The sequence below is a fragment of the Pseudomonas sp. Nvir genome (assembly GCF_963778085.1).
GTDB lineage: Bacteria > Pseudomonadota > Gammaproteobacteria > Pseudomonadales > Pseudomonadaceae > Aquipseudomonas > Aquipseudomonas juntendi.
This window is the reverse complement of record NZ_OY970405.1, coordinates 1,831,047-1,843,714: the sequence shown is the minus strand read 5'-3', so window position 1 is coordinate 1,843,714 and position 12,668 is coordinate 1,831,047. Positions and strand designations below refer to the sequence as shown.

At 63.0% G+C, this 12,668-nt stretch carries 11 protein-coding genes; 9 read left to right on the top strand and 2 right to left on the bottom strand.

Annotated features, from left to right (window positions below):
* Positions 1–39: 39 nt before the first annotated feature.
* The gene (locus tag AACG97_RS08970) at positions 40–954 is read right to left on the bottom strand and encodes a DUF808 domain-containing protein (protein WP_054890195.1); all 915 of its coding nucleotides are present in this window, start codon (positions 952–954) and stop codon (positions 40–42) included.
* A 132-nt stretch (positions 955–1,086) separates the two neighbouring features.
* On the opposite strand from AACG97_RS08970, the gene AACG97_RS08965 reads away from it, so the two are divergent.
* Positions 1,087–1,698 (top strand): TetR/AcrR family transcriptional regulator, encoded by a 612-nt coding sequence (locus tag AACG97_RS08965; RefSeq protein WP_009683940.1) that lies wholly within the window; start codon positions 1,087–1,089, stop codon positions 1,696–1,698.
* Positions 1,699–1,825: 127 nt separating this feature from the next.
* Here the strand turns inward: AACG97_RS08965 and AACG97_RS08960 are convergent, their stop codons facing one another.
* Complete coding sequence (locus tag AACG97_RS08960; RefSeq protein WP_115293656.1) at positions 1,826–2,266, bottom strand: GlcG/HbpS family heme-binding protein; 441 nt, start codon at positions 2,264–2,266, stop codon at positions 1,826–1,828.
* A gap of 256 nt (positions 2,267–2,522) precedes the next feature.
* On the opposite strand from AACG97_RS08960, the gene gcl reads away from it, so the two are divergent.
* From gcl to AACG97_RS08920, 8 genes are all read left to right on the top strand, one after another.
* Positions 2,523–4,298 (top strand): glyoxylate carboligase, encoded by a 1,776-nt coding sequence (gene gcl / locus AACG97_RS08955; RefSeq protein WP_054881315.1) that lies wholly within the window; start codon positions 2,523–2,525, stop codon positions 4,296–4,298.
* A gap of 53 nt (positions 4,299–4,351) precedes the next feature.
* Positions 4,352–5,134 carry a hydroxypyruvate isomerase gene (gene hyi, locus AACG97_RS08950; RefSeq protein WP_009683944.1) on the top strand — a complete coding sequence of 261 codons (783 nt, stop codon included), beginning with the start codon at positions 4,352–4,354 and terminating at the stop codon, positions 5,132–5,134.
* Positions 5,135–5,292: 158 nt separating this feature from the next.
* The gene (locus tag AACG97_RS08945; RefSeq protein ID WP_115293655.1) at positions 5,293–6,186 is read left to right on the top strand and encodes a 2-hydroxy-3-oxopropionate reductase; all 894 of its coding nucleotides are present in this window, start codon (positions 5,293–5,295) and stop codon (positions 6,184–6,186) included.
* Positions 6,187–6,418: 232 nt separating this feature from the next.
* The gene (locus AACG97_RS08940) at positions 6,419–7,693 is read left to right on the top strand and encodes a glycerate kinase type-2 family protein (protein ID WP_054890196.1); all 1,275 of its coding nucleotides are present in this window, start codon (positions 6,419–6,421) and stop codon (positions 7,691–7,693) included.
* A complete protein-coding gene (gene pyk / locus AACG97_RS08935; protein WP_054881312.1) occupies positions 7,690–9,105 on the top strand; it encodes a pyruvate kinase in 1,416 nt (471 codons plus the stop codon). The genes AACG97_RS08940 and pyk overlap by 4 nt, the downstream gene beginning before the upstream one ends.
* Positions 9,106–9,290: 185 nt before the next feature.
* Positions 9,291–10,163: an urea transporter gene (locus tag AACG97_RS08930; protein WP_115293654.1), complete on the top strand. Its 873-nt coding sequence runs from the start codon at positions 9,291–9,293 to the stop codon at positions 10,161–10,163.
* 44 nt (positions 10,164–10,207) lie between these two features.
* The gene (locus AACG97_RS08925) at positions 10,208–11,029 is read left to right on the top strand and encodes an ion transporter (protein ID WP_009683949.1); all 822 of its coding nucleotides are present in this window, start codon (positions 10,208–10,210) and stop codon (positions 11,027–11,029) included.
* A 555-nt stretch (positions 11,030–11,584) separates the two neighbouring features.
* Positions 11,585–12,586, top strand: coding sequence for a sulfate ABC transporter substrate-binding protein (locus tag AACG97_RS08920; protein WP_009682682.1), 1,002 nt, complete (start codon positions 11,585–11,587; stop codon positions 12,584–12,586).
* Positions 12,587–12,668 lie beyond the last annotated feature (82 nt).

Genomic DNA, 12,668 nt, shown 5'->3' with positions numbered 1-12,668 from the left:
GCGTGCCCGCGAACCGGGGCAACGCCCCGGCCAGGCCGCTCAGTTGGCCGGCCGCACCCGGCGCCACAGCTTCTCGGCCACCGTCACCACCGCCAGCACCACGGCCCCGGCCACCACCCCGGCCACGCCATTGAGCAACGCCACGGTAAGCCCACCACCGCGCCCCTCGCTGAACGCTTCGACCGCGTGATGCAGCGGCGCGATGCCATGCACCAGAATCCCGCCACCCACCAGGAACATCGCCGCCGTGCCGACCACCGACAGGCCTTTCATCATGTAGGGTGCCGCGCGCAATATGCCATTGCCTACCGCCTGAGCCACGCCCGACGCCCGCTTGGTCATCCACAGCCCGAGGTCGTCCAGTTTGACGATGCCGCCCACCACCCCGTAAACGCCCAAGGTCATTACCACCGCGATGCCCGACAGCACGATCACCTGCTGTGGCAGCGGCGAGTCGGCGACGATGCCCAGGGTAATGGCGATGATTTCCGCCGACAGGATGAAGTCGGTACGCACAGCCCCCTTGATCTTGGCTTTCTCATACGCCACCAGGTCGACATTGGCATCGGCCACAGCCTGTTTGCGCGCAGCCTTTTGCGCCTCGTCGTCTTCTTTGCTGTGCAAGAACTTGTGCGCCAGCTTCTCGAAGCCCTCGAAGCACAGATACGCGCCACCCAGCATCAGCAAGGGCGTGACCGCCCAAGGGATGAAAGCGCTGATCAGCAGGGCCGCCGGTACCAGAATGGCCTTGTTCATCAACGAACCCTTGGCCACCGCCCACACCACCGGCAGTTCACGATCGGCCCGCACACCCGTCACCTGCTGGGCATTGAGCGCCAGGTCATCGCCCAGCACGCCTGCGGTTTTTTTTGCTGCCACTTTGGTCATCAGCGAAACATCGTCCAGCAACGTGGCGATATCGTCGATCAGTACCAGTAGACTGCTTCCTGCCATGTTTGCCTGCATCCGAATGAGTAATTGCCCAGAATTCTAGCCCAAAGCCGCTGCCTTGAGCGCCCGTCGGGCCCGGTGCTACCATGCCCGATCCCTCTTAGAGGTGGCCAGACACGAGGAAGATCCCTGACCATGAGCACCATTCGCGAGCGCAACAAGGAATTGATCCTGCGCGCAGCCAGCGAGGAATTCGCCGACAAGGGCTTCGCGGCCACCAAGACCAGCGATATTGCGGCCAAGGCCGGCTTGCCCAAGCCGAACGTGTATTACTATTTCAAGTCTAAGGACAACCTCTACCGCGAGGTGCTGGAAAGCATCATCGCGCCGATCATGCAGGCGTCCACGCCGTTCAATGCCGACGGTGACCCGAAAGAAGTGCTGAGCGCCTACATTCGCTCGAAAATCCGCATTTCCCGCGACTTGCCCCATGCCTCCAAGGTATTTGCCAGCGAGATCATGCACGGTGCCCCGCACCTGTCACCGAACCAGGTGGCGCAGTTGAACGAGCAGGCCCGGCACAACATCGAGTGCATCCAGCGCTGGATCGACAACGGGCAGATCGCCCATGTAGATGCGCACCACCTCATGTTCAGCATCTGGGCGGCCACCCAGACCTATGCCGATTTCGACTGGCAGATTTCTGCAGTGACCGGCAAGGCCAAGCTGGCCGACAGCGATTATGACGCAGCAGCCGAGACCATCATCCGCATGGTGCTCAAGGGCTGTGAGCCCGAGCTGGCCTGACAGGGCCAGTAGGGCTGCTTTGCAGCCCTTTCGCGACACAAGGCCGCACCTCAGGGTTACGCGATTCCCCGTAGGAGCGGCCTTGTGTCGCGAAAGGGCCGCAACGCGGCCCCGGCTATCTTGAGCTTTACGCCGCTACTCCGGCATCCGCCAGCAACCCCACCTCCTCGATCGCACTGATCGCGCACTGTTCGTCGATATCCGACGTATCGCCGCTGATCCCGACAGCACCCAGTACCTTGCCGTCCTGATCACGAATCAGCACGCCCCCCGGCGCCGGCACCACCGGCCGTTCACCCATCCCGTTCAGCGCGGCAAAAAACGCCGGCCGCTGCTGCGCATCCAGCGCCAGCAAGCGCGAGCCCTTGCCCAGGGCTATCGCCCCCCAGGCTTTGCCGGTGGCCACTTCCGGGCGGATCAGGCTGGCGCCATCTTCGCGCTGCAGCGCCAGCAGGTGGCCGCCAGCATCCAGCACCGCCACGGTCAGCGGCGCCGCATTGATCTTGCGGGCCGCCGCCAGCGCGGCATTTACCAGCCCAACGGCGACTTTCAGGTTCAAAACGTTCATGAAAAGGTCCTCTTCTTGTTGTGAGAAGCCCTGAGGGCAGTTGAAAACCGATGAACAAATAGAACACAACGAGGATTATTTTTGTATACAATATTTTAAAACGATCGTATGCGATCACGCAAACTCCCGTTTTCATGGGCGCCCTGAGGAAAGCCAAGTCAACCGATGAAAACCCATTGACCTACAGCGCCAGGCGTGAATACACTCTATCGCAAAGCAAGTTGTATACAATTACAAAATCAATGAGGCACAAACCATGAGCAAAATGAGAGCAATCGATGCAGCCGTTCTGGTCATGCGCCGTGAAGGTGTAGATACCGCGTTCGGCATCCCGGGGGCTGCCATCAATCCGCTGTACTCGGCCCTGAAGAAAGTCGGTGGCATCGATCACGTCCTCGCTCGCCACGTCGAAGGTGCCTCGCACATGGCCGAGGGCTACACCCGCGCCAACCCGGGCAACATCGGTGTGTGCATCGGCACCTCCGGCCCTGCCGGCACCGACATGGTCACCGGCTTGTACAGTGCCTCGGCCGACTCCATTCCTATTCTCTGCATCACTGGCCAGGCCCCGCGTGCGCGCCTGCACAAGGAAGACTTCCAAGCTGTCGATATCACCAGCATCGTCAAGCCGGTGACCAAGTGGGCGACCACGGTGCTGGAGCCAGGCCAGGTGCCTTACGCCTTCCAGAAAGCCTTCTACGAAATGCGCACCGGCCGCCCAGGCCCGGTGCTGATCGACCTGCCGTTCGACGTGCAGATGGCCGAAATCGAATTCGACATCGACGCCTACGAGCCGCTGGCCATCAACAAGCCTGCCGCCACCCGCGTGCAGGCCGAAAAAGCCCTGGCCATGCTCAATGACGCCGAGCGCCCGCTGCTGGTCGCCGGCGGCGGCATCATCAACGCCGACGCCAGCGACAAACTGGTGGCGTTCGCTGAACTGACCGGCGTACCGGTAATCCCGACCCTGATGGGCTGGGGCACCATCCCGGACGACCACGCGCAGATGGTCGGCATGGTCGGCCTGCAGACGTCGCACCGCTACGGCAACGCCACCCTGCTCAAGTCGGACCTGGTGTTCGGTATCGGTAACCGCTGGGCCAACCGCCACACCGGCTCCGTGGACGTCTACACCGAGGGCCGCAAATTCGTCCACGTGGACATCGAACCGACCCAAATCGGCCGCGTGTTCACCCCGGACCTGGGGATCGTTTCCGACGCTGGCAAGGCGCTGGACGTACTCCTGGAAGTCGCCCGCGAATGGCAAGCCGCTGGCAAGCTGAAATGCCGCAAGGCCTGGCTGGAAGACTGCCAGCAGCGCAAGGCCAGCCTGCAGCGCAAGACCCACTTCGACAATGTGCCGGTCAAGCCGCAGCGCGTGTACGAAGAAATGAACCAGGTGTTCGGCAAGGACACCTGCTACGTCAGCACCATTGGCCTGTCGCAGATTGCGGGCGCGCAGTTCCTGCACGTGTACAAGCCACGCCACTGGATCAACTGCGGCCAGGCCGGCCCGCTGGGCTGGACCATCCCTGCGGCACTGGGCGTGGTCAAGGCCGATCCGCAGCGTAAGGTCGTGGCGCTGTCGGGTGACTACGACTTCCAGTTCATGATCGAAGAGCTGGCGGTGGGCGCACAGTTCAACCTGCCGTACGTTCATGTGCTGGTGAACAACGCCTACCTGGGCCTGATCCGCCAGGCGCAGCGTGGCTTCGACATGGATTACTGTGTACAACTGGCGTTCGAGAACATCAACTCGACCGACGCTGCCACCTACGGCGTTGACCACGTGGCCGTGGTCGAAGGCCTGGGCTGCAAGGCCCTGCGCGTGTTCGAACCGGCCGAAATCGCCCCTGCCCTGATCAAGGCGCAGAAGATGGCCGAAGAGTTCCGCGTACCGGTGGTGGTCGAGGTGATTCTCGAGCGCGTCACCAACATTTCCATGGGCACCGAGATCAACGCGGTCAACGAATTCGAAGACCTGGCGCTGGTCGGCAACGACGCGCCAACCGCCATCTCGATGCTGGACTGATCGCCTGACGCCCCCAGGCATGCCCTGGGGGCCTTCACCGCAAGGAGACAACTATGCCTCGCTTCGCTGCCAACCTGTCCATGCTGTTCACCGAACAGGACTTCCTGGCCCGCTTCAAGGCTGCCGCCGATGCTGGCTTCAGCGGCGTCGAATACCTCTTCCCGTACGACTACAGCGCGGCTGAAATCAAGCAGCAGCTGGACGCCAACGGCCTGACCCAGGTGCTGTTCAACCTGCCAGCCGGTGACTGGGCCAAAGGCGAGCGCGGGATCACCTGCCACCCCGACCGCGTCGAAGAATTCCGCGCGGGGGTCGACAAGGCCATCGAATACGCCAAGGTGCTGGGCAATACCCAGGTCAACGCCCTGGCCGGTATTCGCCCACAAGGCCTGCAGTGTGCCGACGTACGCAAGACCTTCGTCGCCAACCTCAAGTATGCCGCCGACAAACTCCAGGCCGCCGGCATCCGCCTGGTCATGGAAATGATCAACACCCGCGATATCCCTGGTTTCTATCTCAATACCACCCAGCAGGCCCTGGAAATCCAGGCCGAGGTGGGCAGCGACAACCTGTTCCTGCAGTACGACATCTACCACATGCAGATCATGGAAGGTGACCTGGCCCGGACCATGGAAGCCAACCTGAAGTCGATCAACCACATCCAGTTGGCCGACAACCCCGGCCGCAACGAGCCAGGCACCGGCGAGATCAACTACCGCTTCCTGTTCGAACACCTGGACCGCATCGGCTACCAGGGCTGGGTGGGCGCGGAATACAAACCGCTGACCACCACCGAAGCAGGCCTGGGCTGGCTGAAGACCCATAACGCAATCTGAACGGCTGAACGCTAGCGCCCTGTGAAACACGAAACCCTGTGGGAGCGGGCATGCCCGCGAACACCGGCATAGCCGGTGCCATCCACCGAGTCGCCTGTTTCGCGGGCATGCCCGCTCCCACAGCTTGAGACACCACAAATACAAAGAGGCATATTCTCATGGCTAAAATCGGTTTCATCGGCACCGGCATCATGGGCAAGCCCATGGCCCAGAACCTGCAAAAAGCAGGGCACAGCATTTTCGTTTCCACCCACCACGACGCCGCGCCAGCCGACCTGATCGCCGCCGGTGCAGTGGCCCTGGCCAACCCGAAAGAAGTGGCCCAGGAAGCCGAGTTCATCATCGTCATGGTGCCGGACACCCCACAAGTGGAAAGCGTGCTGTTCGGTGACAACGGCGTGGCCGAAGGCGTGGGCCCGAACAAGGTGGTGATCGACATGAGCTCGATCTCCCCTACCGCCACCAAATCCTTCGCCGAAAAAATCAAGGCCACCGGCGCCGCCTACCTGGACGCCCCGGTGTCCGGTGGCGAAGTAGGTGCCAAGGCCGCCACCCTGAGCATCATGGTTGGCGGCTGCCCGAACGCCTTCGAGCGCGCCCTGCCACTGTTCCAGGCCATGGGCAAGAACATCACCCGTGTGGGTGGCAACGGTGACGGCCAGACCGCCAAGGTGGCCAACCAGATCATCGTCGCCCTGAATATCCAGGCTGTCAGCGAAGCGCTGCTGTTCGCCGCCAAGAACGGCGCCGACCCGGCCAAGGTGCGTGAAGCGCTGATGGGTGGCTTTGCCTCGTCGAAAATCCTCGAGGTGCATGCCGAGCGCATGATCAAGGGCACCTTCGACCCGGGCTTCCGCATCAACCTGCACCAGAAGGACCTGAACCTGGCCCTGCAAGGCGCCAAGGAGCTGGGCATCAACCTGCCCAACACCTCCAATGCCCAGCAAGTGTTCAACACCTGCCAGGCCCTGGGTGGCGGCAACTGGGACCACTCGGCGCTGATCAAGGGCCTGGAGCACATGGCCAACTTCTCGATCCGCGACGACAAGTAAATAATCACTGGCCTCTTCGCGGGCTTGCCCGCTCCCACAGGTACTGCGCAGGCCTGCGGGCCACGATATTCCTGTGGGAGCGGGCAAGCCCGCGAAGAAGCCAACACCGATGAGCCTGCGACCACAGGCCCAAAGGTGGCACCGAGCAACACCCGCCCCTGGTTCGGCCTGCACGGAGGCAGTTCCAGGGGCGTTTTTGATTGTGCAGAACAACAATAATTGGGAGCCTGCCATGTCGGTCGATCCGCAAAAAATTCTCCGCGACCTGTTCGACACAGCCATCGCCGCCGCCCACCCCCGTCAAGTTCTCGAACCCTACCTGCCCGCCGACCGTAGCGGCCGGGTCATCGTCATCGGCGCCGGCAAGGCCGCAGCCGCCATGGCCGAAGTGGTCGAGAAAAGCTGGCAGGGCGAAGTCTCCGGCCTGGTCGTCACCCGTTACGGCCACGGCGCCAACTGCCAGAAGATCGAGGTGGTCGAAGCCGCCCACCCGGTCCCGGATGCCGCCGGCCTGGCCGTGGCCAAGCGCGTGCTGGAACTGGTCAGCAACCTCAATGAAGAAGACCGCGTCATATTCCTGCTCTCCGGCGGTGGCTCTGCCCTGCTGGCCCTGCCCGCCGAGGGCCTGACCCTGGCCGACAAGCAGCAGATCAACAAGGCACTGCTGAAATCCGGCGCCACCATCGGCGAGATGAACTGCGTGCGCAAGCACCTCTCGGCGATCAAGGGCGGGCGCCTGGCCAAGGCTTGCTGGCCGGCAACGGTCTACACCTATGCCATCTCCGATGTACCCGGCGACCTCGCCACGGTAATCGCTTCCGGCCCCACCGTGGCCGACCCGAGCACCTCGGCCGATGCCCTGGCCATTCTCAAGCGCTACAACATCGAAGCGCCAAAAGCGGTGATCGACTGGCTCAACAACCCGGCCTCGGAGACCGTCAAGGCCGACGACCCGGCCCTGGCTCGCAGCCACTTCCAGCTGATTGCCAAGCCCCAGCAGTCGCTGGAAGCCGCCGCAGTCAAAGCGCGCCAGGCAGGCTTCAGCCCGCTGATCCTCGGCGACCTGGAAGGCGAATCGCGGGAAGTGGCCAAGGTGCATGCCGGCATCGCCCGGCAGATCGTGCTGCACGGCCAGCCGCTGAAAGCGCCCTGCGTGATCTTGTCCGGTGGCGAAACCACCGTGACCGTGCGCGGCAATGGCCGTGGCGGGCGCAATGCCGAGTTCCTGCTCAGCCTCACCGAAAGCCTGAAAGGGCTGCCGGGCGTGTACGCCTTGGCCGGTGACACCGACGGCATTGACGGCTCGGAAGAAAACGCCGGCGCCTTCATGACCCCGGCCAGTTACGCCAGCGCCGAAGCCCTGGGCCTGTCGGCCAGCGATGAGCTGGACAACAACAACGGCTATGGCTACTTCGCCGCGCTGGACGCACTGATCGTCACCGAGCCGACCCGCACTAACGTCAACGACTTCCGCGCCATCCTGATCCTCGAGACTGCCCAATCATGACGCCTGATAAAAAAGTGAAGATCCTCGCCACCCTCGGCCCGGCGATCGAAGGCATCGACGACATCCGCCAACTGGTCGAAGCGGGGGTGAACATCTTCCGCCTCAATTTCAGCCACGGCGAACACGCCGACCACGCCCTGCGTTACCAGTGGATCCGCGAAGTCGAGCAGCAGTTGAACTACCCCCTGGGTATTCTCATGGACCTGCAAGGGCCCAAGCTACGGGTCGGCCGCTTTGCCGAAGGCAAGGTCCAGCTGCAACGCGGCCAGGCTCTGCGCCTGGACCTGGACAACACCCCGGGCGATAACCGCCGGGTCAACCTGCCGCACCCCGAGATCATCGCCGCCCTGGAGCCAGGCATGGACCTGCTGCTGGACGACGGCAAGCTGCGCCTGCGGGTAACCGCCAAGCACAGCGACGCAATCGACACCGAAGTGCTGAACGGTGGCGAGCTGTCGGACCGCAAGGGCGTCAACGTACCGCAAGCGGTGCTCGACCTCTCGCCGCTCACCGAAAAAGACCGCCGCGACCTGGCCTTTGGCCTGGAGCTGGGCGTGGACTGGGTCGCCCTGTCGTTCGTGCAGCGCCCTGAAGACATCGTTGAAGCGCGCCAGCTGATTGGCGGCCGCGCCTACCTGATGGCCAAAATCGAAAAACCGTCGGCAGTCGAGCACCTGCAAGCCATCGCCGAACTGGCCGACGCCATCATGGTGGCCCGTGGGGACCTGGGCGTGGAAGTGCCGGCCGAAAGCGTGCCGCAGATCCAGAAGCGCATCATTGGCACCTGCCGCCAGCTGGGCAAGCCAGTGGTGGTGGCCACGCAGATGCTCGAATCGATGCGTTTCTCGCCGGCACCGACCCGTGCCGAAGTAACCGACGTGGCCAACGCCGTGGCCGAGGGTGCCGACGCGGTGATGCTGTCGGCCGAAACTGCCTCGGGGGATTACCCGCTGGAGGCTGTGCAGATGATGAGCAAGATCATTCGCCAGGTCGAGAACGGCCCGGACTACCAGGCGCAGCTCGACGTCGGCCGGCCCAAGGCCGAAGCCACCGTGTCGGACGCCATCAGCTGCGCAATCCGCCGTATCAGCGGCATCCTCCCGGTGGCGGTGCTGGTCAACTACAGCGAGTCGGGCGCCTCCACCCTGCGCGCTTCGCGTGAACGGCCACGGGCACCGATCCTCAACCTTACGCCCAACCTGAACACCGCGCGGCGCCTGAGCGTGGCCTGGGGTGTGCACTCGGTGGTCAATGACCGCCTGCGCCAGGTGGATGAGGTGGTCTCCACGGCCCTGGAAATTGCCCAGGCACAAGGTATGGCCAGCCGGGGCGACACACTGCTGATCACTGCCGGGGTGCCGTTCGGCAAACCTGGGTCGACCAACACGCTGCGGATCGAAACACTGATCTAAGCCACTGCATAGCCCCTGTGGGAGCGGGCGTGCCCGCGAATGCGTCAGTCCAGGCAACTGCGTTGACCCTGCTGGCCCTTTCGCGGGCACGCCCGCTCCCACAGGGTCGGTGGTAAAGCAAAGAATCGCGGAAAACCGAGGCCCAAAGAGGCCCACCGCTCCCCATCCACTTCACTGACTGCCCCATGTACAGCAAACATTTCGTCAACCCGTGCCCCGACTGGGCCACGGCGTTACTCAACGGCTTCAGCCAGGTGCTGCTGCTGCGCAACCCCCTGTGCGGCCTGTGCTGCCTGCTGGCCATCCTGCTGACTGCGCCCGACCTGGTCGGCGGCGCCCTGCTCGGCGCCCTCGCCGGCCTGCTCACTGCCCAGCGCCGCGGCTACGACCGTGCCGACCGCCAGGCCGGGCTGTATTGTTACAACGGCGTCCTGATCGGCATCCTGATCAGCGCCGTGCTGCCCTGGTCGGCCATCCTGCCGCCACTGGTCATCGCCGCCGGCGGCCTGTCCAGCATCATTACCCACCAGTGGCGCAAGCGCGGCGGCAAGCTGCTGGTTGCCTATACCGCGCCGTTCGTGCTGTTGGGCTGGGGCACGCTGTTGCTCGCCGAACCCTCGATGACCGGCTTCGTCGAAGCCGAACCGCTGTACGCCCTGGCCCGCGGCGTGGGGCAGATCTTCCTGCTCGACCAGCCGTTGGCCGGGTTGCTGATCATCGTCGGCATGTTCATCGCCCAACCCTATGCGGCGGTGTGGGCGGTAATTGGCTCGGCCATCGGGGGCGGCATGGCGCTGCTCACAGGCCAGGCGCAAGCAGCGTGGATGGGCCTGGCTGGCTTCAACGCCGCGCTGGCGGCGCTGGCCTTCAGCAGGCAAGGTGAAAAGCCATGGGTCACACTGCTGGCAATTGCCCTGGCGTTGCTGTTGCAATCACTGTTCAAGCTGTTGCCGCTGCCCGGCCTCACCGCACCCTTCGTCGCCGCCTGCTGGCTGATGCACCTGGGCTGCCAGCTGGCCCAGCCCAAGCAGCGCGACGCCAGCCGCTTGCACAGCTGAAACACAGCCCCTAGGCTCAGCCCATCGCACTACGGAATGAGCCAATGAACAACCCTGCAAGCCTGCGCGAGCGGCTTTACATCATGGTCTTCCAGACCGACACCGTCGCTGGCAGGCGCTTCGATAAAATCCTGCTGCTGATCATCCTGGCCAGCCTGGTCACGGTGATCCTCGACAGCATCGACGAAGTCCACCAGGGCTACGCCGGCCTGCTGGCCGGTATCGAATGGGGCTTTACCGCGATCTTCCTGGCCGAGTACCTCACCCGCCTGTACTGCTCGCCCAAGCCGCTGCGCTATGCCTTCAGTTTCTATGGGCTGGTCGATTTACTGGCGATCGTGCCGGGGATCATCGCGCTTTATTACAGCGACGCCCAATACCTGTTGATCGTCCGCGTCATCCGCATGCTGCGGATCTTCCGCGTACTCAAGCTCAGCCCGTACCTCAAGCAGGCCCATTACCTGATCGACGCGCTGCGCGGCAGCAAGCAGAAGATCATCGTGTTCCTGGTCACGGTATCGACCCTGGTCACGGTGTTCGGCACGCTGATGTATGTGATCGAAGGGCCGGAGCACGGTTTCACCAGCATTCCCAAGGGCATCTACTGGGCGATCGTCACCCTGACCACCGTGGGCTTTGGCGACATCGTGCCGAAGACGCCTTTGGGGCAGGTAATTTCGTCGATGGTGATGATCATCGGTTATTCGATCATTGCCGTGCCGACCGGGATCTTTACCGCAGAGCTGGCCAACGCCATGCGGGGTGAGCAGCTGCAGCATGATTGCCCGGTCTGCAAGAAAAAGACCCATGAACAAAGCGCGGCGTTCTGCTCGCGGTGTGGGAGTGGGTTATTCCCCAAACAGTGATGTTGCCCGATCGGGCCCTGTCGCCGGCAAGCCAGCTCCCACAATGTGCACCACCGGGACTGAGCCTTGTGCAATACTTGTGGGAGATTCTATGGTTCCTGGCAAGGGTAGCCGGAGCATCTTCAGCGCCTGTGAGATCGAGCGCCGCCCGCGCGGCGCTATCGCGAGCTGCGCTCGCTCCTACGTTTGTTTCGGGCCAATTATTCCTGTGGGATTCGCGCGCGAACGCCTTGGTGCATGCCTCAATATCGCGCCGTACAAACAAGGCGGCCGCGCGCGCCTGTCACAGGCGTTACTGGCCCGAAACAAACGTAGGAGCGAGCGCAGCTCGCGATTGCGCCGCGCGGGCGGCGCTCGCTCTAACAGGCGCTGCCATACCTTGTGGCAAACACCTGTCAGCCCTAAGGCGATCCCTGTGGGAGCTGGCTTGCCGGCGATAGGGCCAGTACAGGCAGCGGAATAACCAAAGTCGTTTTTGTTCTTTAACCCGCACAAATCCAACCGCTATAGTCGCTGGCAATCTGCCCCAAAAACCTTCAAGAACAAGGAAGCAACGTGAAAAGACTCTTCACCGCCTCGCTGCTCGCCGCAGGCCTGGCCTTGGGCAACATCGCCCAGGCCGCCCCTACCCTGCTCAACGTTTCCTACGACGTGATGCGCGACTTCTACAAGGACTACAACCCAGCCTTCCAGAAACACTGGCAGGCCGAGCACAACGAGAAGGTCAACGTGCAAATGTCCTTCGGCGGCTCCAGCAAGCAGGCGCGTGCGGTGATCGATGGCCTGCCGGCCGATGTGATCACCATGAACATGGCCACCGACATCAACGCCCTGGTCGACAATGGCAAGCTGGTGCCGGACAACTGGGTGACCCGACTGCCGAACAACAGCGCGCCGTTCACCTCGGCCACCGTCTTCATCGTGCGCAAGGGCAACCCTAAAGCGCTGAAAGACTGGCCCGACCTGCTGAAGGACGGCGTGCAGGTGATCGTGCCCAACCCGAAAACCTCGGGCAATGGCCGCTACACGTACCTGTCGGCCTGGGGCTACGTGCTCAAGCAGGGCGGTGACGAAGCCAAGGCCAAGGACTTCGTTGGCAAGCTGTTCAAACAGGCCCCGGTGCTGGATACCGGCGGCCGGGCCGCGACCACCACGTTCATGACCAACCAGATCGGCGACGTGCTGGTGACCTTCGAAAACGAAGCCGAAATGATCGCCCGCGAGTTTGGCCGCGACCAGTTCGAGGTGGTCTACCCGAGCGTGTCGGCCGAGGCCGAGCCACCGGTGAGTGTGGTCGACAAGGTGGTGGCCAGGAAAGGCACCCAGGCCGTGGCCGAGGAATACCTCAAGTACCTGTGGTCGCCAGAGGCGCAGGAGATTGCCGCCAACAACTACCTGCGCCCACGCGATGCAACCGTGCTGGCCAAGTACACCGACCGCTTCCCAAAAGTCGACTTCCTGTCGGTGGAAAAGACCTTTGGTGACTGGCGCACCGTGCAGAAGACCCACTTCAACGACGGTGGCGTGTTCGACCAGATCTATACCGACAAGCAGTAATCGATTCACTCAGGCCAGGCCAGTTCGCGGCTAAAGCCGCGAATAGGCCTGGCCGGACAACACACCCAAATCGAACTTTCTC

Excerpts from the sequence above, each read along its gene's own strand:
- AACG97_RS08970 (WP_054890195.1), bottom strand. The coding sequence starts at position 954 with ATGGCAGGAAGCAGTCTACTGGTACTGATCGACGATATCGCCACGTTG.
- AACG97_RS08965 (WP_009683940.1), top strand. The coding sequence starts at position 1,087 with ATGAGCACCATTCGCGAGCGCAACAAGGAATTGATCCTGCGCGCAGCC.
- AACG97_RS08960 (WP_115293656.1), bottom strand. The coding sequence starts at position 2,266 with ATGAACGTTTTGAACCTGAAAGTCGCCGTTGGGCTGGTAAATGCCGCG.
- gcl (WP_054881315.1), top strand. The coding sequence starts at position 2,523 with ATGAGCAAAATGAGAGCAATCGATGCAGCCGTTCTGGTCATGCGCCGT.
- hyi (WP_009683944.1), top strand. The coding sequence starts at position 4,352 with ATGCCTCGCTTCGCTGCCAACCTGTCCATGCTGTTCACCGAACAGGAC.
- AACG97_RS08945 (WP_115293655.1), top strand. The coding sequence starts at position 5,293 with ATGGCTAAAATCGGTTTCATCGGCACCGGCATCATGGGCAAGCCCATG.
- AACG97_RS08940 (WP_054890196.1), top strand. The coding sequence starts at position 6,419 with ATGTCGGTCGATCCGCAAAAAATTCTCCGCGACCTGTTCGACACAGCC.
- pyk (WP_054881312.1), top strand. The coding sequence starts at position 7,690 with ATGACGCCTGATAAAAAAGTGAAGATCCTCGCCACCCTCGGCCCGGCG.
- AACG97_RS08930 (WP_115293654.1), top strand. The coding sequence starts at position 9,291 with ATGTACAGCAAACATTTCGTCAACCCGTGCCCCGACTGGGCCACGGCG.
- AACG97_RS08925 (WP_009683949.1), top strand. The coding sequence starts at position 10,208 with ATGAACAACCCTGCAAGCCTGCGCGAGCGGCTTTACATCATGGTCTTC.